This is a genomic window from Phycicoccus sp. Soil803 (genome assembly GCF_001429685.1).
Classification (GTDB): domain Bacteria; phylum Actinomycetota; class Actinomycetes; order Actinomycetales; family Dermatophilaceae; genus Pedococcus.
Window position 1 is genome coordinate 3902666 of the sequence record NZ_LMST01000001.1, and the last position, 22721, is coordinate 3925386.

The 22721-nt window shown below is 72.0% G+C and carries 25 protein-coding genes; 6 read left to right on the top strand and 19 right to left on the bottom strand.

The features are described from left to right. Window positions 1-6: 6 nt before the first annotated feature. From ASG95_RS18110 to ASG95_RS18155, 10 genes are all read right to left on the bottom strand, one after another. Window positions 7-1485, bottom strand: coding sequence for a hypothetical protein (locus ASG95_RS18110; RefSeq protein WP_157582231.1), 1479 nt, complete (start codon window positions 1483-1485; stop codon window positions 7-9). Next, the gene (locus ASG95_RS18115; RefSeq protein ID WP_057378363.1) at window positions 1482-1808 is read right to left on the bottom strand and encodes a hypothetical protein; all 327 of its coding nucleotides are present in this window, start codon (window positions 1806-1808) and stop codon (window positions 1482-1484) included. Before ASG95_RS18115 ends, ASG95_RS18110 begins: the two co-directional genes overlap by 4 nt. Before the next feature lie 91 nt (window positions 1809-1899). Beyond that, complete coding sequence (locus ASG95_RS18120; RefSeq protein ID WP_057378364.1) at window positions 1900-2661, bottom strand: VOC family protein; 762 nt, start codon at window positions 2659-2661, stop codon at window positions 1900-1902. Next, a complete protein-coding gene (locus ASG95_RS18125; protein WP_082592841.1) occupies window positions 2658-4046 on the bottom strand; it encodes a M20/M25/M40 family metallo-hydrolase in 1389 nt (462 codons plus the stop codon). The genes ASG95_RS18120 and ASG95_RS18125 overlap by 4 nt, the downstream gene beginning before the upstream one ends. Continuing rightward, window positions 4043-4765, bottom strand: a complete 723-nt coding sequence (locus ASG95_RS18130; RefSeq protein WP_057378365.1) for an esterase family protein — start codon at window positions 4763-4765, stop codon at window positions 4043-4045. The genes ASG95_RS18125 and ASG95_RS18130 overlap by 4 nt, the downstream gene beginning before the upstream one ends. Before the next feature lie 26 nt (window positions 4766-4791). Next, window positions 4792-5940 carry an alpha/beta hydrolase-fold protein gene (locus ASG95_RS18135; protein ID WP_057378366.1) on the bottom strand — a complete coding sequence of 383 codons (1149 nt, stop codon included), beginning with the start codon at window positions 5938-5940 and terminating at the stop codon, window positions 4792-4794. Then, entirely contained in the window at window positions 5937-6896 is a 960-nt protein-coding gene (locus tag ASG95_RS18140) for a Type 1 glutamine amidotransferase-like domain-containing protein (protein ID WP_057378367.1), read from the bottom strand. Before ASG95_RS18140 ends, ASG95_RS18135 begins: the two co-directional genes overlap by 4 nt. Before the next feature lie 12 nt (window positions 6897-6908). Continuing rightward, on the bottom strand, window positions 6909-8132 hold the full coding sequence (locus ASG95_RS18145) for an acetyl-CoA carboxylase biotin carboxylase subunit family protein (protein ID WP_056924330.1): 1224 nt from the start codon (window positions 8130-8132) through the stop codon (window positions 6909-6911). A gap of 63 nt (window positions 8133-8195) precedes the next feature. Further along, the gene (locus tag ASG95_RS18150; protein ID WP_057378368.1) at window positions 8196-9200 is read right to left on the bottom strand and encodes an o-succinylbenzoate synthase; all 1005 of its coding nucleotides are present in this window, start codon (window positions 9198-9200) and stop codon (window positions 8196-8198) included. Window positions 9201-9261: 61 nt separating this feature from the next. Then, window positions 9262-9828, bottom strand: coding sequence for a CHRD domain-containing protein (locus ASG95_RS18155; RefSeq protein ID WP_057378369.1), 567 nt, complete (start codon window positions 9826-9828; stop codon window positions 9262-9264). A 208-nt stretch (window positions 9829-10036) separates the two neighbouring features. Here ASG95_RS18155 and ASG95_RS18160 point away from each other — a divergent pair, with 208 nt between their 5' ends. After that, a complete protein-coding gene (locus tag ASG95_RS18160; protein ID WP_057378370.1) occupies window positions 10037-10519 on the top strand; it encodes a glutathione peroxidase in 483 nt (160 codons plus the stop codon). Window positions 10520-10873: 354 nt separating this feature from the next. Continuing rightward, complete coding sequence (locus tag ASG95_RS18165) at window positions 10874-11812, top strand: 1,4-dihydroxy-2-naphthoyl-CoA synthase (RefSeq protein WP_057378989.1); 939 nt, start codon at window positions 10874-10876, stop codon at window positions 11810-11812. Between the two features lie 173 nt (window positions 11813-11985). Here the strand turns inward: ASG95_RS18165 and ASG95_RS18170 are convergent, their stop codons facing one another. After that, complete coding sequence (locus ASG95_RS18170; protein ID WP_056924334.1) at window positions 11986-12438, bottom strand: hemerythrin domain-containing protein; 453 nt, start codon at window positions 12436-12438, stop codon at window positions 11986-11988. A gap of 252 nt (window positions 12439-12690) precedes the next feature. Here ASG95_RS18170 and menE point away from each other — a divergent pair, with 252 nt between their 5' ends. From menE to ASG95_RS18185, 3 genes are all read left to right on the top strand, one after another. Then, the gene (gene menE / locus ASG95_RS18175; protein ID WP_057378371.1) at window positions 12691-13899 is read left to right on the top strand and encodes an o-succinylbenzoate--CoA ligase; all 1209 of its coding nucleotides are present in this window, start codon (window positions 12691-12693) and stop codon (window positions 13897-13899) included. 12 nt (window positions 13900-13911) lie between these two features. After that, window positions 13912-14196, top strand: coding sequence for a PLDc N-terminal domain-containing protein (locus tag ASG95_RS18180; protein WP_056924336.1), 285 nt, complete (start codon window positions 13912-13914; stop codon window positions 14194-14196). Window positions 14197-14264: 68 nt separating this feature from the next. Further along, entirely contained in the window at window positions 14265-15140 is an 876-nt protein-coding gene (locus ASG95_RS18185; RefSeq protein ID WP_056924337.1) for a 1,4-dihydroxy-2-naphthoate polyprenyltransferase, read from the top strand. Window positions 15141-15164: 24 nt separating this feature from the next. On the opposite strand, the gene ASG95_RS18190 is transcribed toward ASG95_RS18185, so the two are convergent. From ASG95_RS18190 to ASG95_RS18225, 8 genes are read right to left on the bottom strand one after another with little or no spacing between them, the layout of a single operon-like run. After that, complete coding sequence (locus ASG95_RS18190; RefSeq protein ID WP_056924338.1) at window positions 15165-15464, bottom strand: DUF4229 domain-containing protein; 300 nt, start codon at window positions 15462-15464, stop codon at window positions 15165-15167. After that, window positions 15465-16424: a c-type cytochrome biogenesis protein CcsB gene (gene ccsB / locus ASG95_RS18195; RefSeq protein WP_057378372.1), complete on the bottom strand. Its 960-nt coding sequence runs from the start codon at window positions 16422-16424 to the stop codon at window positions 15465-15467. Beyond that, a complete protein-coding gene (locus tag ASG95_RS18200; RefSeq protein ID WP_369820396.1) occupies window positions 16421-18076 on the bottom strand; it encodes a cytochrome c biogenesis protein ResB in 1656 nt (551 codons plus the stop codon). Before ASG95_RS18200 ends, ccsB begins: the two co-directional genes overlap by 4 nt. 1 nt (window position 18077) lies before the next feature. Continuing rightward, window positions 18078-18833: a cytochrome c biogenesis CcdA family protein gene (locus ASG95_RS18205; RefSeq protein WP_057378373.1), complete on the bottom strand. Its 756-nt coding sequence runs from the start codon at window positions 18831-18833 to the stop codon at window positions 18078-18080. An 11-nt stretch (window positions 18834-18844) separates the two neighbouring features. Next, a complete protein-coding gene (locus tag ASG95_RS18210) occupies window positions 18845-19450 on the bottom strand; it encodes a TlpA disulfide reductase family protein (protein ID WP_235544008.1) in 606 nt (201 codons plus the stop codon). Further along, a complete protein-coding gene (locus tag ASG95_RS18215; RefSeq protein ID WP_057378990.1) occupies window positions 19447-20061 on the bottom strand; it encodes a histidine phosphatase family protein in 615 nt (204 codons plus the stop codon). Before ASG95_RS18215 ends, ASG95_RS18210 begins: the two co-directional genes overlap by 4 nt. A gap of 32 nt (window positions 20062-20093) precedes the next feature. After that, on the bottom strand, window positions 20094-21440 hold the full coding sequence (hemL, locus tag ASG95_RS18220; RefSeq protein WP_057378375.1) for a glutamate-1-semialdehyde 2,1-aminomutase: 1347 nt from the start codon (window positions 21438-21440) through the stop codon (window positions 20094-20096). 55 nt (window positions 21441-21495) lie between these two features. Beyond that, window positions 21496-22038 (bottom strand): MarR family winged helix-turn-helix transcriptional regulator, encoded by a 543-nt coding sequence (locus ASG95_RS18225; RefSeq protein ID WP_057378376.1) that lies wholly within the window; start codon window positions 22036-22038, stop codon window positions 21496-21498. A 116-nt stretch (window positions 22039-22154) separates the two neighbouring features. Here ASG95_RS18225 and ASG95_RS18230 point away from each other — a divergent pair, with 116 nt between their 5' ends. Next, window positions 22155-22688: a YceI family protein gene (locus ASG95_RS18230; protein ID WP_056924344.1), complete on the top strand. Its 534-nt coding sequence runs from the start codon at window positions 22155-22157 to the stop codon at window positions 22686-22688. Window positions 22689-22721 lie beyond the last annotated feature (33 nt).

The window sequence follows — 22721 nt, forward strand, 5'->3', positions numbered from 1 at the left end:
GCCCGCTCACGGCCGGACCCTGCGGATCGCGTAGTCGCGGATCACCGCTTCCCCGTGCCTGTCGCCCTCGAAGAACGCCGCGCTGGATGACCGCCAGGCGGCCACCGAGGCATCGCTGGAGTCGTCCACGAGGGCGGCCGTCTCGACGTAGCCGCCGAGGTCATGGACCGTGCTCGCCCGGCTGTCTCCGTCCTCGTAGGCGTCGCGGGTCACGGTGACCCAGCTGGCCCGGTCGGGGTTCGGCCGGCCGTCGAGTCGCGGGACCGGGTCGCGGGTGTGCTCCAGGGACAGCACCTCGATCCCGGGAGGGACCGGCATCCGCGCGACCGGCGCCCCCACCGTCACGACATGGGTGACGCGGTGCCGCGCGGTGAACCGGGGCGACGACGCAAGCCCGGCGGCGGCGATCCCGCCGAGGCTGTGCCCGACGAGGAGCACCGGCGCGGCGACACCGGCGGACGACCCATGGCCGACTCGGGCCGCCGCCTGCGCCTGGGCCAGTGCCTGCTGGACACCGTCGGCAAGGACCGTGGACTGCTGGGCCATCGATCGCAGGTCGGTGGTCAGGTCGAACGGGTTGTCGCCGGCCCGGGGATCCCACTCCTGCGTGCCGCTGACCTCGACGATCCAGACGGACCCGGACGGCTGGGCCACCTCGATGACCCGCACGTGACCGGCGTAGTCCTCACCGTCGCCGACGTTCCCCTGGTCGGCGACGAGGTCCCGCAGGCTGCCCAGCGCGAGCGCCCCCGGTCGAGGCGCCGGCTCGGGCGTCACCCGCGCTCGCCCCCGGTCGTCGAGGAGGCCCCACCGGGCGGCGGAGTCCGCCAAGACCGCGACGGCATCCTCGTAGTCGAGGTCGTCGAAGGCGTCGTCGAAGGCGTCGAGGTCGTCGTCGTCGCGGTGTGGCGGCGGGGGGCGCAGCAGGGGCGCGGTCAGCGGATCGGCCTGCAGGCCGAGCACGAGGCCCTCGGCCCCACCCGCGAGGTCGGCGACCTGCGGATGGTCGAAGGCCACCCGATCGACCAGTCCCGGGACGTCCACCCCGAGGGAGTGCAGGGCCAGGCACCCCACGAGCAGCTCCGGGGCGAGCAGCCCGCCCACAGCCATGACCCGGTCCTGCAGGTCCTCGACGGCGCGAGCCACCGCGGCCTCGCCCGCCCGGTACGCGGCACCCGCCGCACGCACCGCCCCGGCCAGCTCCAGCAGGGCGGCCAGCTCGGCGGTGAGCCCGATCCCCACGTCTGACAGACCAGCCATCGCCGCCACACCCGTGGCCCGACTGAGCAGCGCACCCGCCACGACGTCCACGTCGACCGCCGCCGCACCGGCCCGCCATGCGAGCTGCGCGCCCTCCCGCGCCACGCGGGCCAGGTCGACCGCGGCCCGCTCCAGCGACTCGACCCCCACCGCGGTGCCACCAGGCCCCCCTCGAACCAGCAGCCCCACCGGGTCCGGCGCCCTGCCGCCGAGCTCCCACCTCACCGGCGACCCCCGCCTCGCAAGGCGCCACCGACCGCCTCGGGCAGCGACGCGCCGAGCGCGGCCACTCGGATCACCGCGGTCCGGGCCCCCTCGACGGCCTGGGCGTGCACGGCCACGAGGCGCGCGGCCGCCTCGAGCTCGTCGGCACGGCAGCGCAGGCCACCGGCCCGTGCCACCACCTGGACGCGGAAGAGGTCCGCCGCGGGTGACCGCCACGCCAGGTCGCCTGTTGCGGCGACCTCGAGCGCGAGCCTCCGCAGGTGCTCCGCGTCGACCGCGAGCCGTCGCGAGACGAGCCTGATCTGTTCCGGGTCCCCGAGCATGCGACCACCCTGACCGCATCGCAGGCGCCGGCCCATCCCTCGAGTGGCGGCCTGTGGGTTCGGCTGCCGACACCCTCGGGTTGTGGACGGCTCAGCGCGATACGAGGCCGGTAGCGGGGTCCCGGTCGGTCAGGCAGTAGCGCCGCCCACCCGGGTCCACGAGCACCGTCCAGACCGCCTCCACGCGCTCGACGGCGGCGCCGAGGGCGAGGTGCCGTGCCGTCTCGGCCGCTCGGTCGAGGCACGCGAAGTCCACGTGCGCCCGCACGTCCCCCTCGCCTTCCACGAGCTGCTGCAGCAGCAACCGCACCGGTATGCCGTCCGGCCGGAGCAGGCTCGTGAAGCCCGGGACGCTTCCCGGCCGGACCTCCCACCCCGTGAGGGCGGACCAGAAGGCCAGCTCCGCGGCATACGCGGGCTCGGGGACGTCCAGGCAGACCTGGTCGAGCAGGGTCTGGGCACCCGAGCGGACCTGGCCGGCGGCGGTCTCGTGCGGCTGCCACCGGGTCAGGCAGAAGACGAAGCCGCCGGGCGAGCGGCAGACGACCACACCCAGCACCCCGTCGTCGTCGGGCACCTCGGCCACAACCTCCGCGCCCAGCCCGAGCGCCTCGTCGCGGGCCACCTCCAAGGGCTCCTGCACGTCGAGGTCGAGGTGCACCCCGCCGCGGCCACCGACCCGCTGCACCTTGACCCACGCCGAGCCGTCGGCCGGCAGCAGCGTGGCGAACTCCTCCCGGTCACCCCGCCGCGGCGAGACGACCGTCGCGGTCGCCGAGCTCCAGTAGGCGACGGCCTCATCGAAGCCTTCCTCGGGGAGGTCCAGGAACGCCCAGACCCAGCGGACCCTCATGACCCCTCCCCAGTCAGCAGCCCACCGAGGTCGGCGATGAAGAGGGCCTGGGTCAGCGCCGTGCGGCGCAGCTCCTCGGGGTCGACGCTCTCGCCCGGTGCGTGGATGCGCGACGCAGGCTCCTCGACGCCGAGCAGCATGATCTCCGCGGTGGGCACCAGCTCGGCGAGAGCGGTGGCCAGGGGGATCGAGCCGCCCTGGCCGGTGGTCACGGCGTCGCGTCCGAACGCGGTCCGCATCGACCGCCGCATCGCTGCGTAGGCGGGCCCGTCGGTGCGCGCGCGGAAGCCGTGGCCCAGCGAGACCGGCCGGATCTCGACCTGGGCGCCGTAGGGCGTGTGGGCTCGAAGGTGGGCGATGAGCAGCTGCTGGGCGGCCGCGGCATCGGTGTCGGCGGGCACGCGCAGGTTGACGACGGCGCGCGCCTCCCCCTGCGCCGCCGCTGTCACCTGTGAGATGGGCGGACAGTCGATCGCGAGCACGGTGGCCGCGGGGCGCGCCCACAGCAGGTCAGCGATCGCGCCAGTGCCGGTGAGCGGCTCGACGCCTTCGAGCAGGCCCGCATCCTCACGAAACCGGTTGGCGTCAAAGGGCGCTCCGTCCCACACCGCGTCGTGCGACAACCCGTCGATCGTGGTCTCACCATCGGGGCCACGCAGGCTGGCCAGAGCCGTGAGGAGGGCCTGGAGCGCATCGGGAGCCGGGCCGCCGTACATGCCCGAGTGCGCAGGATGGGTCATCGTGCGCACCGTCATCAGCACGCTGCCCGTGCCGCGCAGCGACGTCGTCAGCGTCGGCAGGCCGGCTTCGACGTTGCCCGTGTCGGCGAGGAGCAGCGCGTCGCACGCGACGAGGTCCGGTCGCGCGCGGGCCAACGCCTCCATCCCACCGCTGGACTGCTCCTCGGAGCCCTCGCAGACGACCGCGACCTCCACGGGCCAGGAGCCGAGCACCTCCCGCAGCGCCCGGAGGGCGAGCAGGCTGGCCACGAGGTTGCCCTTGCAGTCGGCGGATCCCCTTCCGTACCAACGCCCGTCGACCTCAGTCAGCTCCCAGGGCGGCGTCTGCCACCCGTCGGGGTCACCGACCGGCACGACGTCGTAGTGCGAGTACAGAAGGACCGTCGGCGCACCGGCCGGGCCGGCCGTGCGTCCCACCACTGCGAGCGACCCGTCAGGCGTGGGATGGGCCTGTATGCCGTCCACACCCGCCTGCGTGAACAGCTCACCGACCAGCTCGGCTGCGGCCACGCACTCGCTCGCCGGCTCGATCGCCGGGTTCGCCACCGAGCGCAGCGCGACGAGACGCGCGAGGTCGTCGCGAGCAGCCGGCATACCGGCGTCGACGGCTGCGGCGAGGCGCTCGGCGAGCGAACCCTCGGTCACGGCACCAGGTCGTCGAGGTAGAGGGGCAGCATCTCCCACCAGGTCGGCCAGTCGTGGTCGTAACGGTCGCCCCAGTCGTCGACCCGGTTCGGGATTCCCTTGCGGCCCAGCGCATCAGCAGCCGCCCACGACTCGCCCACGTCCTCCCACCGGCCGCTGCCGGAGGCCAGGACGACGTAGCGGTGGCGCAGCATCGCCAGTGCCGGGCCCTCGAGACCAGGGAGGAACTGCAGGGGGGACGCGAAGTACCAGTCCTCGGTGGTGTCGCCGCCGATGAACTGCTCGACGTGGTAGGTGCCGCTCATGCAGATCGCCGCGCTGAACAGGTGCGGGTAGCGGCAGATCATGGCGAACGAGTTGAAGGCCCCGATGGAGGCACCGGCAAGGACCACCGACTGGGGAGAGCTGTCGGCGTGGATCGCCGGCACCACTTCCTCGGCGATGGCCTGGTGGTACTGGTTGAACAGCCACATCCGGTGCTCGGGCGACCCCTCGTTGCGCTGCAGCGCCTGGCCCGCGGCACTGTCACACGAGTAGACCTTGATCCGGCCGGCCTCGATCATCGGGGCCAGGGTGCCGACCAGGTGGTGGCGCTCGACCTCCTCCGCGTCGCCGCCGGCCGTCGGGAACAGCAGCACGGGCACGCCGTAGTGGCCCCAGCGGACCAGCGAGATGTCTCGACCCATCCGCTCCGAGTGCCAGCGTTCGGTGACCTTCATGCCGTCCTCCATCTGGTCGGGTGCATCTACTCGTACACGAACTTCTGGGGTCCGGGGAACAGCCACGACAGCCCGTCTCGCAGGCGGTCGCGCCAGTCCTCCCAGTTGTGGCCGTCGCGCGCCTCGACGTACTTCACCGTCATGCCGGCGCCGCGGAAGACCGGCACCATCGACCGGTTGGGGGTGATCAGCGGTTCGTACGTCCCGCAGCTCATGAACAGCCGCTCGACCGGCGCCGTCGGCTTGGCGCGGTAGCGGTTGACGAACTTCACCACCGGGTCGAACGCCGGCCCGCCGCCGTGGTCGGTGCCGATGTCGGTGAAGACCAGCGACGCCGACTGCAGGAACAGCGACCCGAAGACCCCGGGGTAGCGCACCGCCGTGGACAGCGACGCGATCCCGCCGAAGCTCGACCCCATCAGGCAGCGCGCCTCTGGGTCGTCGACCAGGGGCAGTCGCTCGGCCAGCGTGGGCAGCAGCTCGCGCGCGATGAACCGGGCGTGCGGCGCGTGGTTCGGGTACTCCCGCAACCGGTCCCGGGGTGGGACGAACGCCGCGATGAGGGGAGCGACGTCGAGCCGGTGGATCAGGTTGTCCAGCACCGTCTTCATCGCCGCGTAGTTGAGGTAGTCGTCGCCGTCGTGCACGACGAGCAGCGGGTAGCGCAGGGAGGGGTTGTAGCGCGCCGGCAGGTAGAGCTTGACCGGCTGCTCGCGACGCAGCGCCTTCGACCGGAAGGTGTCCTCGACGAGCTCGCCGGGGCGGGCCTCGGGGTCGTGGTGCACCCAGTCCGGCACCTCGTAGCCGGTGGCGGCACACACCGAGCTCGACCCCATCGGCGAGTGCGCCACCCGGGGGTTGAGCGGGTCGTTGAAGGTCTCGTAGCGGTCGCCGTAGCGGGTCTCGAGCTGGTACTCGACCCGGGAGCCGTTGGGCAGCACCGTGGTCACGGCCCAGAGGTCGGTGTCGGGCAGCCGCTTCATGGGCAGGGGGTCGGGCAGCCCGACGACGCGGTGCCGCACCCGCACCTCGTCGGCCTCGCCGCGGAAGAGGAACGTCGCCCGCTCCCCCTCGATGATCGGCGCCCCGTGGCGGGCGACGAACCGGTCGAGTACGGCGTCGTCGACGGGCAGGCGCTCCCGGAGCCGGTTGACGGCCAGCCGTCCCTCGCTCACGAGACACCTCCCCGACCATTGGTCCCCAGCTCGTGCACCGCGCCGTCGATGCCGAGGATCCGCGCACCGCGGGGGAGGCCGCCGTCCGCGGTGAGCTCGAGGGCGGTGCCGTCGTCGAGCAGGACGCAGTGCTGGTCGGTGAACCTCCGGGCCATGACGGCACAGCGGTCCCGGTCGTCGAGCCGCAGCCGGCGTCGGGCGTGCGGCAGGGCCACGATCCCCTGCACCCGGCCCAGCCCGCGGTCGAACACCTCGGCCTCGGTGTTCCCCTCCGGGCCGTGGTCGTGGAACAGCACGACCCGCTCGGTCAACGCCATCGCCCCGGCCGACCAGGCGATCACCGGCACGTCGTCGGGGATGGTGATCGCGAAGAGCCGAAGGGTCCGCAGGAGGGTGCCGACGTGACCACCGGTCAGCACGACCGCCGCCGACTGCCCGAGCAGGTCCGCCAGCTCCCCCCGGTGCCAGCCGATCACTCCGCTGGAGTCGATCGGCGCCGCCGCTTCGAGGTCGGCATAGAGTCCCTTGAGCTGGGCGGCGTACCACTGGTCGATGTGGCGGACGACCTCGATCGAGTCGTCCAGGGCCGCGTGTGCCGTGGCCTCGCCCCGAACCCGCCCCTCACCTTCGCGCGTGCGGCGCTGCACGGCATACACACCGTCCATGGCGTTCTGCAGGCGCAGCCGGTAGAGGGACAGGAGCGCGTCGTGGCGGTCGCGGAAGGCGAGCGCGGCGCTGCCGAACGCCTCGTCCTTGGTGATCACGTCGAGGCTGCGGTGGTAGAGCCGCAGGTGGCGGGTGTCGCCGCCCAGGACCGTGTCGAGCTCGTCGACGACGTCCTCACGCTCCTCCCACCCGGCGTTGATCGTCGCGACGGGTCCGTCGACACCGAGGGAACGCAGGGCGGTGCCGGCCGTGGTCATGAACCGTTGCGGCCCGAGGAGGACGGTGCGCATCAGGGGTCGGGACTAGCCCGCGTGGACGTGGATGGTGCGGCCCACGTCGTCGAGCATCCCGCGCAGGGTGTCGTAGTCGGGGTGCCGCATCCGCACGTAGGCGTTGGCCATGTATCCCGCCTCGACCGGCTGGGTGTGGTGGCCCACCGGCGGGAAGTGGCCGTCGATGATCCACTCCCCGTGGCGGCGCTGGATCTCCTCGATGCCGCTGTAGCCGGTGATGTGGCCGTCGGCGTCCGGACGCAGGGCGATGATGCCGGCGGAGTAGGGGCGACGCATCGGCGACTCGGGGACGCCGTGGGTGATGATGTGCGCCCACTCGCGGTAGACGTCCACGTCGTTGCTCGCGGAGTAGAGGTCCCAGCAGCCGACTCCCGGAGGGCGGCAGCCGATCTCGGAGAACTTCAGGCCCTTGGGTCCGTGGAACCACTCCATGTGGGTCGCACTGGTCCCGATGCCCAGGGCCTCGATGACCTTGGCGCCCATCGCGGCGACCTCGGTGTAGAACGACGAGTCGGCCATCCGGTTGGTGGTCGCGAACTGGGGGGAGATCCAGCGGCTGCGCATCGCCTCGAGGACGTTGGGGTAGTAGTGCGTGGTCCAGTCGTGGACGACGTGGCCGTCCTTGGCGATGGTGTCGTAGAAGCCCTCGTGGCCCTCAACGAACTCCTCGATCGCGATCGAGGCCGCACCGTGCGAGCCGAACTCCGTGAGCGCGTGGGCCAGCTCGGTGTCGTTGTCGACCCGCATCGTGTCCTTGGCGCCGGCGCCGTCGCGCGGCTTGAGGATGAGCGGGTAGCCGACCGCCTCGGCGAAGGCCCAGGCCTCGTGGGCGTGGTCGATGGCGGCGGACGCGGCAGTGGGGACACCCACCTCGCGCAGGGCCTGCTTCATCGACGGCTTGTCGCGGCACAGCCAGGTGGTGCGCACCGACGTGCCGGGGATGCCGGTGGCCTCCCGGACCTGCGCGGCGACCATGGTGTGCGCCTCGACCGTGGCCTCGAGCCCGTCCACCCAGACCTTGGACTGGATGAACTGCACGGCCTCGGTCATCGCCCGCAGGTCGGTGACCGACCCGACCTTGTAGTAGCCGCTCATCGCGGTGCGGAGCTCGTCGTCGAGGGTGTACTCGTCGGACTCCCCGATGCCGATGACGTTGGCCCCGACCGACGCGAGCGCGAGGGCGAACCGACGCTGGTTGGCAGGGAACCCCGGCTCCACGAAGACGATGTTCACGGCCCCGACTCTAGCCACGCGAGGCGGTCCGTGCGCGCGCCCGGGGTCGCCATGAGCCGCTGGTCAGGCCAGGAACGCCCAGGAGTCACGGACCCGCTGGGTCCACCACGCAACGCGGTCGGCGGGGGCTGCCCACCGCGCGAGCAGTGCCTCGTCCGCCTCGACCCGCCCGACCGGGAGCACCCCTGCGCGCGGGAGGAGCGGGGCGTCCGTGACGTCGCCACCCAGCAGCGCGACGGTGCCCAGCCCGCAGGCGAACGGCAGCTCGGGCAGCGCCGCGGCCAGCGCGACCCCCGCGGCCATGCCCACGGAGGTGTCGAGAGCCGAGGAGACCACGGCGGGCAGCCCGCACTCGCCGACCACCTCCAGCGCGCGCGACACCCCGCCGAGCGGGGCGACCTTGACGACGACCAGGTCGGCCGCCTCCTCGCGTGCCACCCGCACCGGGTCCTCGGCCTTGCGGATCGACTCGTCGGCGGCCACCAACACGTCGGTGCCGTGGCGGGCCAGCGCCAGGCGCAGCTCGCGCAGCTCGCTCACCTCCGCGCACGGCTGCTCCGCATACTCCAGCCGGTATGCCGCGAGGCGGCTGAGCGCGTCGGTCGCCTCCCGCACCGACCACCCGCCGTTGGCGTCCACCCGGATCCGCCCGGCCGGGCCCAGCACGTCGCGCACGGCGGCCACGCGGTCGAGGTCGTCCTCGAGACCCTGGCCGCGCTCGGCGACCTTGACCTTGGCCGTCGTCGCGCCCTCGAACCGCGCGAGCACCCCGGCCACGTCTGCGGCGGACACCGCCGGAACGGTCGCGTTGACCGGGACGACGTCGCGGCGCGGCGCCGGCCACCGGCCCCACCCCGCCTCGACCGCGGCCGCGAGCCAGCGGGACGACTCGGCCGGCCCGTACTCGACGAACGGGGAGAACTCCGCCCACCCGGACGGGCCGCGCAGCAGTGCCGCCTCGCGCTCGGTGACCCCGCGGAAGCGGACCCGCATGGGGATCGACACGACCCGCAGCCCCGCGAGCAGCTCCTCGACGGGAGGCAGCTCGGGCAGGCTCGGCGACGTCATGCGCCCCATTGCAGCAGACGCGCCCGGACCGTGGCTGTCGGCCCGGGCGCGACCCCTGCGGTCAGTGGTCTTCGTGCGCGCTCAGCTGGTTGCGGATCTCACCTGCCGGGTACTTCGTGCTGTGGACGTTGGCATAGGTCGAGTCGGCCCGGATTGCCGACAGCAGCTCGGCGAACTCCCCCGGCGCAATCCCCTGCCCGGTGGGGCCGATGACGTCGGAGGCGTCGAGGACCCCGCTCACCTCACCGGGGTTGGTCGTCGGGCAGGCAGGGGTGACCACGCCCGGAGGGGCGCCGACGTTGCTGCACAGGAAGACGCTGACCCCGCCCGTCTGCGACGGCGACCCGAAGTGGATGTGCGACTGGGTGACGGTGCCCTCGAGGTTGGCGTAGCGCACCCGGTAGGCGATCGTGCCAGCCACCGGGTCGATCCGCAGCCGGATCGAGCCCTGCCCGCTGGTCGACAGGGCCAGCGGTGTCTCGTGGAAGCCGCTGAGGCGTTCGGTGATCGTGAACGGCGTCTGGCTGCCACCGCCGTCGGCCGAGGCGGCAGCCGTGACCGCCGCGACGCCCACCGCGCCGAGCCCTGCTGCCGTGGCGAGCACGCCCCACTGCTTGAGTCTGTTCATGCAGTCCTCCTGACGGTTCCGGGGGCCTGGCTGCCCCCATCAGGTGGAGACGAGGCAGCGGGTCGCGCAGTTCACCCGGGCGGGTCCCGCGGTCCGGACAGTGCACCCCGGACATCCACCGACAACCCGCATGGAATAGGCGCGTGGAATAGGCATGGACGGGAATCCGCTGCACCGATGGCCCCGAACCCCACCCGAAAGGTGCCCCGTGCCGACTCTCTCCGACTTCACCGCCACCACCCTCACCGGTGAGGAGCAGCCGCTGGCCGAGTACGCCGGCAAGGTCGCCCTCGTCGTCAACACCGCCAGCGAGTGCGGCTTCACCCCCCAGTTCGAGGGCCTGGAGAAGCTGTACGGCGAGTACGAGGAGAAGGGCCTGGTCGTGCTGGGCTTCCCGTGCAACCAGTTCGGCGGCCAGGAGCCCGGTGACGAGGCCCAGATCGGCGAGTTCTGCCAGCGCAACTACGGGGTGAGCTTCCCGATGTTCGCCAAGGTCGACGTGAACGGCGACGACGCCCACCCGGTCTTCGACTGGCTGAAGTCGGAGAAGGGCGGCCTGCTCGGCGGCGCGATCAAGTGGAACTTCACCAAGTTCCTCGTCGGTCGCGACGGCACGGTCCTCAAGCGCTACGGCTCGACCACCAAGCCCGAGGACATCGCCAAGGACCTCGAGGAAGCCCTCGCCGCCTGACCCGCCCTCGCCGCCTGACCCCACCCGTCCCAGCTTTATCGGGTCTTGGGACAACGTTGAGCCTCACCCCGGAACGGTTCCGGGGTGAGGCTCAACGTTTCGGGGCGAAGCGCAGGACTCCGGGTCAACCCTGGCGGCTGTCGTCCGCGTCAGCACCGACCCACGCATCCAGCCCAGCGCCGCCACCAGCGCCCGGACGGTGTCCTTCTGCGAGCAGGTTCGCGCCGCACCCACGACCGAGTCGACCCGGAGTCCTGCGCTTCACCGTCCTCGGCTAGCAGCCACCACGGTGGGGTATGCCGCGTGGGCGACCACGCGGCATACCTCGCCTCCGGCGCGGCTAGGCTCGCGCAGGTGAGCGAGCAGCCAGTGGTGAGCCAGCCCTTCGACCCCGACGCGTGGGACGCGGTGGAGGGTTTCGAGTTCACCGACATCACCTACCACCGGGCGCGCGAGGTGGGGGCGGTGCGGATCGCCTTCGACCGGCCCGAGGTGCTCAACGCGTTCCGCCCGCACACCGTCGACGAGCTCTACCAGGCCCTCGACCACGCGCGCCGCACCCCCGATGTCGGGGTCGTGCTGATCACGGGAAACGGCCCGGGTCCGGAGGGATCGGGCAGCGCCGGCCAGTGGGCGTTCTGCTCGGGGGGCGACCAGCGGATCCGCGGCCGGTCGGGCTACCAGTACGCGGAGGGTGACACCGCGGACACCGTCGACCAGCGCCGGGTGAAGGCCGAAGGTGGCCGCCTCCACATCCTCGAGGTGCAGCGACTCATCCGCACGATGCCGAAGGTGGTCATCGCGGTGGTGGGCGGGTGGGCTGCCGGTGGTGGCCATTCCCTGCACGTCGTGTGCGACCTCACGATCGCCAGCCGCGAGCACGCGCGGTTCAAGCAGACCGATGCCGACGTCGGCTCCTTCGACGGCGGCTACGGCTCGGCCTACCTCGCCAAGATGGTCGGCCAGAAGTTCGCTCGCGAGATCTTCTTCCTCGGCCGCACCTACTCCGCCGACGACATGCACCGCATGGGCGCGGTCAACCTGGTCAGCGGGCACGCCGAGCTCGAGTCGGACGCGCTGCAGGTCGCCCGCGAGATCATGGGCAAGAGCCCGCAGGCGCAGCGGATGCTCAAGTTCGCGTTCAACCTGCTCGACGACGGATTGATGGGCCAGCAGGTCTTCGCCGGCGAGGCGACCCGGCTGGCCTACATGACCGACGAGGCCCTGGAGGGCCGCGACCAGTTCCTCGAGAAGCGCGACCCCGACTGGTCGCCGTACCCCTGGTACTTCTGAGCCTCGTACTTCTGAGCCGCTGAGCCGGACCCACGGGTCTCAGCGCCAGGTGGCCATCATCCGGTAGGCGCCCAGGAACCGGTCCTGAAACCACCACCGACTTGTTGCCACCTGCTCCTCACCGAGCCGCGTTCTCGGCGCGTGGTGACCACCTGAGCGCAACAAGTCCAGCGTCAGCCGGAGCCGCCGAGGTCCACCTCGAAGGCCTCGTAGACCAGGTCGGCGCCGATCTGCCGGTGCCGCACCAGCTGGCCCATCAGGGTGGTGACCTCCTCGCGGAAGGCGGGTAGGTCCGCGATGGTCCCCCCGTGCTCCAGCACCGCGAGGTAGCCACCGATCGCCTCGGCGTACCGCTCGTGCTCGCCGGTCAGCCGGTCGACCGCGGCGATCAACCGTGGCGCACCGTGCCGCACGCCGTCGTAGATCCCGCCGGGTCGCTCGGTCAGGTCGATGTGGTCACGGAAGTCGTGCGACAGCTCGGCCAGCGCGGCCCGCACCCGCTCGCGCCAGGCGCCACCGCGGGCGATCGGGGAGGCGAGCGCCTCGTCGACGGCCGCCACCGAGTCGCGCAGCTCACTGCGGTGGGCACGCACCCGCTCGATGTATGCCGCGAAGTCGGCGTCCATGGCACCTCCCGACCCCATCGTCCCGCCCCGGGTGAGCCCCGTCCAGCGGAGTCCGCGCACCGGTCGAGACCCCCAACACGGTCACCGGACGAGCCGCTCGAGGCCCAACGAGTCGGTCAGCACCTCCATCGCCTTCAGCACCAACGCCATCTGACGTTCGTCCTCCTCTCATACCCCCTTCATGCCCGCTCGCGCCCCAGGGTTCGGTGCCAACCCTCAGTGTGGCCACGAACCCCGCACTAGCCTGAGCGCGTGACGTCGCTGCGACCGCTGGCCATCGCTGCCGGCCCGGACGCCGTGGCCGCGATCCCGGTCCTGCGCAGGGCGCTGGACGGCGAGTTCGCCGTCCTCCCGTATGCCGCCTCCTCGCCTCCGCCGCCGACCCCCGACGGCGCCGTCCCCGACGACGGCACCGCCCTGGTCGTCGGCACGTCCGGCTCGACCGGCAGCCCCAAGCTGGCGATGCTGCCGGCCACCGCTCTGTCCGCGAGCGCCGCCGCGACCCACGACCGGCTCGGGGGCCCGGGCGCGTGGCTGCTGGCCATGCCTGCACACCACATCGCCGGCGTGCAGGTGCTGCTGCGGTGCGTCGCGGCCGGCACCGAGCCCGGGTTCGTCGACCTGTCCGACGGGTTCACCGCCGACGCCTTCACCCGAGCGGCCACCACCTTCGCCACGACCACGGCCGAAGCCGGGGACGGGGCCGGCGCCGCCGCCCGCCGCTACACCGCCCTCGTGCCGACCCAGCTCGGGCGACTGCTCGCCGACGAGTCCGCGACCGCCGCGCTGGCCGGGTTCGACGCCGTCCTCGTGGGGGGCGCCGCCAGCCCGCCGGCGCTGCTCGCCCGCGCGAGGGAGGCAGGGGTCCGGGCCGTCACCACCTACGGCATGAGCGAGACCTGCGGCGGCTGCGTCTACGACGGCGAGCCGCTGACCGGGACCACGGTCCGCGCCGATCCCGAGGGTCGGCTCCTGCTCGGCGGCCCGACCCTGGCCACCGGCTACCTCGGTCGCCCGGACCTGACGGACGCCGCGTTCGTCACCGACGACGCCGGGACGCGGCGGTTCCGCACCGATGACGTCGGGCACCGGGACGAGCGGGGTCGCTGGCACATCGACGGTCGGCTCGACGACCTCATCACCACCGGCGGCCTCAAGGTCGCGCCCCGGCTCGTCGAGGAGGCCCTGACCGCCCTGCCCTGGATCGCCGAGGCCGTGGTGGTCGGGACGCCCGACGACCAGTGGGGACAGGTCGTCAGCGCGGCGATCGTGCCGGCCCCCGATGCGCCGGGACCCGGCTCCGCGGCACCCACGGTGACGTCCCTGCGCGAGCAGCTGCGCGGCATACTCCCGCCGCACGCGCTGCCCCGACGGCTCCTGGTGCTGACCACGATCCCGGTGCGCGGGCCGGGCAAGCCGGACCGGGTGGCGGTCGCTGATCGGTTCGCCGCCGACGCGTGACACCATGGGGTCATGATCCGGCTGCTGCCCTGGCTGCTGACGATCGCGGTGACCGTCTACGCCGTGGTCGACTGCATCCAGACTGACGACGCGCAGGTCAGGGGCCTGCCCAAGTTGTTGTGGCTGTTGCTGATCCTGCTCTTCCCGATCGTCGGTGCGATCGCCTGGTTCATCGCCGGCCGGCCGCAGCGAGGCGCCGCCGGGCGCGGACCCGGGGGCGGGCCGCGTGGGCCATCTCACCGTCCGCCGCCCCCGCGTGGCCCCGACGACGACCCGGACTTCCTCCGTAGGCTCTGAGCCTGACGACCAGTCGTCCGCACCACCCGCACCTGCCCGCACCACCTCGAGCGAGAACAGCACCCTCCATGGCCACCCTGAACCAGTGGATCGCCGGCGCCCGCCCGCGCACCCTCCCCGCCGCCATCGCCCCCGTCGTCGTGGGGACCGCCGCCGCCGTCCCGCTGGACCGGGCGGACCTCGGGCTCGGCCTGCTGGCCCTCCTGGTGTCCGTCGGGCTGCAGGTCGGGGTCAACTACGCCAACGACTACTCCGACGGCATCCGCGGCACCGACGGCGAACGGGTGGGCCCGGTGCGGCTGGTCGGCCAGCACCTCGCCGACCCCGCGAACGTCAAGCTGATGGCGTTCGCGTTCTTCGGGTTCGCCGCGCTCGTCGGCCTGGCCCTGGTGGCCCTCAGCGAGGCCTGGGTGATGATCCCGCTCGGCGCGCTGGCCGTCCTCGCCGCGTGGAAGTACACCGGCGGCGCCAACCCCTACGGCTACCGCGGGCTCGGCGAGGTCTACGTCTTCCTGTTCTTCGGGCTGATGGCCACCCTGGGCACGCTCTACACGCAGGCCAAGGAGCTCAGCTGGGTCGGCGTCGCCGGGGCCGTCGGGGTCGGCGCGATCGCCTCGGCGATCCTCGTGGTCAACAACCTGCGCGACATCCCCACCGACCGCGAGAGCGGCAAGCTGACCCTGGCCGTCCGGCTCGGTGACAAGGGCACCCGCTGGTTCTACGCGCTGCTGGTCCTCATCGCGGTCGCGATGGTGGTCGTGGTTGCGCTCCAGCACCCGCTCGCCTGGCTCGCGGTGCTGTCGCTGGGGCTGCTCTGGAAGCCCTTCCAGGCGCTGCGCACCGGCGCCACCGGACGCGACCTCGTGCCGGTGCTCGCCGCGACCGGCCTGTTCGAGGTCGGGTATGCCGTGCTGCTGGCCGTCGGGATCGCCTTCAGCGGCTGAGCCGGTCAGCAGCCAGCGGGTCGGTCAGCGGTACTCGACCGGTCCGCCGCGCTCGTCCTCGGCGTCCTCGGCCGCTTCGTCGGCGCCACTGACCGCCGGGGTGCCGGCCTGCTTGGCCGCAGCCCGGCGTTCGATCCGCCGGGCCAGCTCGGCCGTGCTCTCCTCGCGGAACCGGGCGAGCACGAAGTACGACAGCACCATCGAGATCAGGGCGCTGAGGACGAGCAGCATCCACTGCTGGTCCTGGTCACGCAGCCCGAGCAGCCACAGCAGCGACAGCACGCCGAAGAAGATCAGCAGTCGCAGGACGGAGTAGCGCAGCATCTACAGCCCCGAGTAGGAGTGCTGGCCGACGAAGAACACGTTCACGACGGCGAAGTTGACGATGATGCAGGCGTAGCCCGCGAGAGCGATGTAGGTCGCGGTCTGGCGGCTGATGCCACTGGTCGCCCGCGAGTGCAGGTATGCCGCGTAGACGACCCAGATGACGAAGGTCCAGACCTCCTTCGGGTCCCAGTTCCAGTAGGACGCCCAGGCCTGGCGCGCCCAGATGGCGCCGGCGATGAGGGTGAACGTCCAGAGGGGGAAGGCGACGATGTGCAGGCTGTAGGCGGTCCGCTCGATCGCGGGGGTCTCGGGGAACCGGTCGAGCACGCTGGCCCGCCCCGACCGCTCGAACGCGTCCTTGAGCAGGTAGACCACGCTCAGGGCGGCCCCGATCGTGAACACCGCGGTGGCCAGCGTGGCCACCGTGACGTGGATGACGAGCCAGTAGCTGCGCAGGGACGGCATCAGCTCGGAGGCCTCGGTGTACCAGACCGCGACGGCCATGCCGAGGACGAGCAGCACCGGACCGGTGATGAACAGCCCCAGCCAGCGCAGGTCGCGTCGGGTCGACCAGATCGAGTAGGCCAGCACGGTGAACATCGAGCCCATGACGGCGAACTCGAACATGTTGCCCAGCGGCCAGCGGTGCACGGCCACCCCGCGCAGGACCACCGACAGCAACAACAGGAAGCCGCCGAGCCAGGTCGTGGTGGAGCCGATCCCGGCTGCCTTCGCCGCGCGGGAGGACAGCTCGGGGCGGGCCGGTGCCTCGGCCTGCACGGGAGCGCCCGCGCCGACGAGCTCGCGGTCGCGGGCGGCTGCGCCGGCGGGCAACCGGTCGCGGGCCGGGAGCAGAGCCGCCAGGTAGACGGCGTGGCAGACCATCGCGATCGTGAAGACCGCCATCGCCGAGTAGAGGCTCAGGTTGGCGTAGCCGGCCAGGCTCTCGTTGGTCATCCTCGTGCGTCCAATCTGCTGTCCAGCTCGGGCTCGCGTTCCGGGTCGGGCTCGGTTCCAGGGTCGGGCTCGGTTCCAGGGTCGGGCCCGCGACCCGGTTCGGTGCCGAACCGGGTCTCCAGGTCGGCGACCAGCTGGTCGACCAGCTCCTGGAGCCCGTCGTCGTCGCCCTTGGCGAGGCCGCCGACGGCTACCACGGTACGACCCGGCGCCGTGGCGGGGGAAACCCGCACGAAGACCCGCCTGCGTCGGACCACCAGGGAGCAGATCAGCCCGGCGAGGGCGAGGAGCGCGGCGACCAGGGTGACGTACTTGCCCGGGTCGTGGCGGATCGACAGCCCGGCGAACCGCTCCACCCCGTCGAAGCTGATGCTGCCCCGTCCGTCGGGCAGCTGGTAGGTCTGCCCCGGCTCGAGCCAGATGCGCAGCGGGTCGCCCTTGTCGCTCTTGAGCTGGGTCATCCTGGCCGTGTCGAGCAGGTAGACCGACTGCGGCCGCCCACCCGGGAAGAGCTCCCCCTCGTAGACGGTGAGGGCCAGCGCCGGCTTCTTCGCGTCCGGGAAGACCGAGATCGGGCCGAGCTCCTTGTCGATGGTGGCGGTCGGCAGGAACAGCCCGGAGAACCCGAGCTGCTTCGGCTGGGCGCCGGTCACCTTCACGACCCCGACGGACTTGTAGTTGTTGTCCTGGGCCAGGAACGGCGTCGGCGCGCTGTAGACCTTGTCGCCCTTGGCGTCGCGGACCGTGATGACCGGGGCGTAGCCGTTGCCGAGGAGGAAGACCCCGGCGCCGTCCATCTCGAGGGGGTGGTTGACCTTGATCGTCGACTGCCGGTCAGGCGAGGACGGCGTCGCCTTGGTCGTCACATGGGCGGTGAAGTCGCGTGGCGAGCCGAACTGGCCACGCCCGGTGACGTTCTCCTCGAAGGTGGCGTCGAGCTGGTCCACCGTGAGCTCGAACGGCGAGAGGCTGTCCGGGTCGACCCAGGGCCCCGGGCTGAACGTGTCGTAGCGCGCGAGGGTGTTGGCGAAGGACTGGCCGACCGGGATGATCACGTCGCCCTTCCACCCGAACAGGTGCCCGATGGCGACGCCGACGATGACGAAGATCAGCGACAGGTGGAAGACGAGGTTGCCGGTCTCCTTGAGGTGCCCCTTCTCGGCACTCACGGAGGCGTCGTCGTGCGACACGAGACGGAACCGCTTGGCGCGCAACAGCTCCCGCGACGCGGCCACGACCTCGTCCTCGGTCGCCGCGACCTCGACCGTGCCACCGGTGGACAGCCGCGCGGGACGCGCTGGGGCCTTCGGCGGAGCCGAGCGCATCGCCTTCCAGTGCACCTTGCTGCGCGGCAGCACGCAACCGACCAGCGAGATGAACAGGAGCAGGTAGATCGCCGCGAACCACGGCGAGGCGTAGACCTCGAAGAAGCCGAGGCGGTCGAGCCACGGCCCGGCCTTCGGGTGGTTGGCGATGTAGTCGGCCGTGCGTGCCGCGTCGATGCTGCGCTGCGGCCAGATCGACCCCGGCACCGCCCCGACCGCGAGCAGCAGCAGGAGGAAGAGCGCGGTGCGCATGCTGGTCAGCTGGCGCCACATCCAGCGCAGCCAGCCGATCGGGCCCAGGGTGGGCTGGGTGATGCTGTCGGTCACGTCAGATCACCGTCTGGAAGCCGTTGACGAGGGTGGTCTGCAGGTGCCGGGTCAAGGAGTCCCAGAGCCCCGTGACGAGGAGGACGCCGACCACGAAGAGCAGCGCCCCACCGAACAGCTGGATGCCGCGTTGCCGGCTCCGCAGGAACGCCGAGACCCGGCCGAACCGCTCGTAACCCGCGGCGATCAGCAGGAAGGGCACTCCGAGCCCGAGCGAGTAGAGCAGCGCGAGCACGACCCCCCGGGTGACGGCCGAGTCGCTGCCGGAGGCGGCGGCCAGCACCTGCACGGCGCCGAGCGTGGGACCGGTGCAGGGCGCCCAGCCGAGGCCGAAGACGGCTCCGAGCAGTGGCGCGCCGGCCAGGCCGGACGCCGGGCGCCGGTGCAGCTTGAGCTCCCGCTGGGTCCCGGCGCCGATGAAGACCAGGGCCATCAGGATCACCACGACCCCACCGACCCGCATCAGCGCCTCGCGGTGCTCGATCAGGGTCGAGCCCACCACCCCGGCAATGAGGACGGTGGTGGTCATGAAGACGACCGTGAAGCCGAGGACGAACAGCAGCGCCCCCAGGACCATCCGGTGCCGCTTGCGGTCGGCGAGCGACTCGTCGGACAGCCCGGTGACGTAGCCGAGGAACCCCGGCACGAGCGGCAGCACGCAGGGCGACGCGAACGAGACCAGGCCCGCGAGGAGGGCCACGGCCATCGCCACCGGCAGGGCGCCGGAGCTCACCGTGTTCGCGGCATCAGCAGTCATCAGGTCGCGTTCTACTGCTCGGCCAGGACGTCGTCGACCAGCCCGGTGAGCGTCGACGTCGTGACCGCCCCGCTGACGCGGGCAGCGATCCGGCCCTGGCGGTCGAGCACCAGCGTCGTGGGCGGCGAGGTGACCTTGCCCTGCAGGGAGAGGATGGTCCGACCGCTCGGGTCGTCGAGCGACGGGAAGGGGATGCCCCAGCGGGCCGCCGTCGCCCGACCGGAGTCGGGGTTGTCGCGGTAGTTGATGCCCATGAAGACCACGGGCTTGTCGCCCGCGGTCAAGGTCTCGGCAGCCTTCTTGAGGTCGGGCGCCTCGGTCTCGCACGGCGGGCACCAGGACGCCCAGAGGTTGAGCACGGCGACCTTGCCGACGGCCTCCTGCGAGGACCACTCCTTGGCGTCGAGGGTCGTGCCGGTGAGGGCAACCGGCTTCTTGCGGTCGCCGACCGCGATGGTCTCGATGTTGCCGTCGCCCGAGATATAGCCCTGGCGGTTGCCCGACTTCGCTTGTGCCGCAATGGAGTTCGGGTCATCACTGCACCCGGAAAGCGCCACGAGCAGGAGGGGAGCCACGAGCAGCGCAGCCGCACGCGGCATACGTCGTCCGCGGCTCACCCGGTGCCCCCGTGGGACTGGGCGAGGAGCGACGCAGCGGGCTCCGAGTAGGTGAGCGACTCGAGCTCGTCGCCCACGTAGGTGAGTGTCGTCAGCGAGGCGAGGCGGCACTCCCGCTTGCGCGGGTCGTGCCACAGGCGCTTGCCCATCAGCGCGTTGCGCGCGGTCCAGATCGGCAGCTGGTGCGAGACGATCACCGCCTCGTGGCCACGCGCGGCGCTGCGTGCGTCGGCGATCGCCGCCGACATCCGCTCGGCGATCTCGGCGTAGGCCTCGCCCCACGAGGGACGGAACGGGTTGACCAGCTTGGACCAGTGCGACGGGTGGACAAAGTCGAGCGGGCTCATGCCGCCGACCAGCTGACCCTCGAAGTCGTTGGCCGCCTCGATCACCCGGTCGTCCGTGGTGATCTCGACCCCGTGCGCCTCCGCGACCGGCGTGGCCGTCTCCTGGGCGCGCAGCAGCGACGACGCGACGACGTGGGTGACGTCGTGGTCGGCGAGGTGGTCGGCGACCGTGCGGGCCATCTCGTGACCGAGGTCGGACAGGCGGTAGCCGTCGAGGCGTCCGTAGAGGACCCCGTCGGGGTTGTGCACCTCACCGTGGCGCATGAGGTGCACCACGGTGCGGTCGGCTTGGCTGGTCACGAGTCGATTGTCGCAAACGCCTCGGCGGCCGCCGACGCCGCGCCGGGCAGCGCCGCAAGCACCCGGTCGACCGCGGCCTCGTCGTGCGCCCCGCTGACGAACCACGACTCGAACGCGCTCGGCGGGAGGTAGACCCCCTGGCTCAGCATCGAGTGGAAGAACGCCGAGTAGGCCGGCACGTGCTGGGCCTTCGCCTCGTCGTAGTCGCGCACTGCGCCGTCCCGGAAGAAGACACTGAACATGCTGCCCGCCCGCTGGATCACGTGCGGGACACCGGCTGCGCCGAGCTGCTCGTCGAGCCCTGCCGTCAGGGCGTCGGCGACCTCGTCGAGGCGCGTGTAGAGAGCCGGCGTGCACAGCTCGAGGGTGGCCAGGCCTGCAGCGGTCGCCACCGGGTTCCCCGACAGGGTGCCCGCCTGGTAGACCGGTCCGAGCGGGGCCAGGAGGGCCATCACGTCGGCGCGTCCACCGAAGGCCGCGGCCGGGAAACCGCCACCCATCACCTTGCCGAACGTGAACAGGTCCGGCGGTCCCGCGGCATACGGGCCCTCGAGGCCGAACCATCCCGCCTCGCTGCACCGGAAACCGGTCATCACCTCGTCGGAGATGAGGAGGGCCCCGTGGGCGGCGGTGATGCGGCGCAGCCCCTCGGTGAAGCCGGGCGCGGGCGGCACCACGCCCATGTTGCCGGGCGACGCCTCGGTGATGAGCGCGGCGATCTCGCTGCCCCGCTCGGCGAACGCGGCCGCCACGGCATCGAGGTCGTTGAACGGCAGCACGATGGTCTCGGCGGCCATCTCCTTGGGGACCCCGGCGGAGTCGGGCAGCGCGAACGTCGCCACCCCCGAGCCGGCCTGGGCGAGGAGCGAGTCGACGTGCCCGTGGTAGCAGCCGGCGAACTTCACGACGAGCGAGCGACCGGTGTAGCCCCGGGCCAGGCGGATCGCGCTCATCGTCGCCTCGGTGCCGCTGGACACGAGCCGCACCTGCTCGACCGGCTCGACGCGGCGGACGATCTCCTCGGCGAGGGCCACCTCGTTCTCGCTGGGGGTGCCGAAGGAGAAACCCCGCGCGGAGGCGTCGAGCACCGCGCGCTGCACCTGCGGGTGGCCGTGCCCGAGGATCATCGGACCCCACGAGCAGACCAGGTCGACGTACTCGCGGCCGTCCGCGTCGGTCAGGTAGGGGCCGTTGCCGGACACCATGAACCGTGGCGTCCCCCCGACGGCCCGGAAGGCGCGCACCGGCGAGTTCACCCCGCCCGGGGTCACCGCGAGGGCCCGCTCGAGGAGGGCCTGTGAGACAGGTGCGTCGAAGGGGTATGCCGTGCTGGCGCCAGTCATGGCGCCATTGTCCCAGCCGAGCCTGAGTGCGACGGCAGGGGGCGGCGTGGTGGGGTCAGCGCCTGCTGTGCGGGGCGGTGGCTTCGTGGGCCCGGGCCTCGCGGGCCACGGCGGGGTGCTCGCCCTCGGCGCCGCCGGGGGCCAGGGCGCTGCGGATCAGGTCCATCGCCTCGCCCAGCGCCGAGAACAGCGGTGGGGGCACGGGGTCGAGCACCGCCCGTCGGACGCTGGCGACGTGCACCCTCGCCATGTCCTGCACGGCCTGCCAGCCGCGCTCGGTGAGGACCAGCTCGACGCCGCGCTTGTCGTCGAGGCAGGACTCGCGCACGACCCAGCCGCGCTTCTCGAGCCGGGTGGCCGTGTGGGTGAGGCGGCTGCGGGACTGCACGACGAGGTCAGCCAGGCTGGACATCCGCAACCGACGCCCCGGGCTCTCGGAGAGCATCGAGATGATCTCGTACTCGGTCAGCTGGACCCCGTGCGACTGCAGGTCGCGGTCGAGGGCCTCCTCGATGAGCCGACTCCCGCGCAGATAGGCACGCCAGGCCCGCTGTTCGTCCTCGCTGAGCCACTGCGGCTCACCCGATGGGGTGCTCATGAGCAGGAAGTATGACAGGTGGACAGTTAGTTGAAATATTAATGAAGTCTGCTACGTTCGAAGAGATGAAGCGGATGGGACCGTCCCGGACGCAGACCCCCCTACAGGAGATATTCATGGCAAGCATCAACGACCTCCCCGCCGGCACCTGGACCGTGGACGCCTCGCACAGCGAGATCGGCTTCGTGGCCCGTCACCTCATGGTCACCAAGGTCCGCGGACAGTTCAAGGAGTTCGAGGGCACCGTCAAGGTCGGCGACGACATCACCGAGTCGCAGGTCACCGCCGTGGCGCAGATCGCCTCGGTCGACACCGGCTCCGCGGACCGCGACACCCACCTCAAGTCGGGCGACTTCTTCGACGCCGAGGCCAACCCCACCATGAGCTTCACCTCCACCGAGGTCACCCCGGACTCGCTCACCGGCGACCTGACCATCAAGGGCGTGACCAAGCCGGTCACGTTCGACCTGGAGTTCACCGGCCTGGCCACCGACCCGTGGGGCAACGAGAAGGCCGGCTTCGAGGCCACCGCCGACATCAACCGCAAGGACTGGGACCTCGGCTGGAACGTCGCCCTCGAGGGTGGCGGCGTGCTCGTCTCCGAGAAGGTCAAGCTCAACCTGGACATCCAGCTCACCAAGGCTGCCTGACCAGCGCACAGCACCACAGTCTGACGGAGGGCC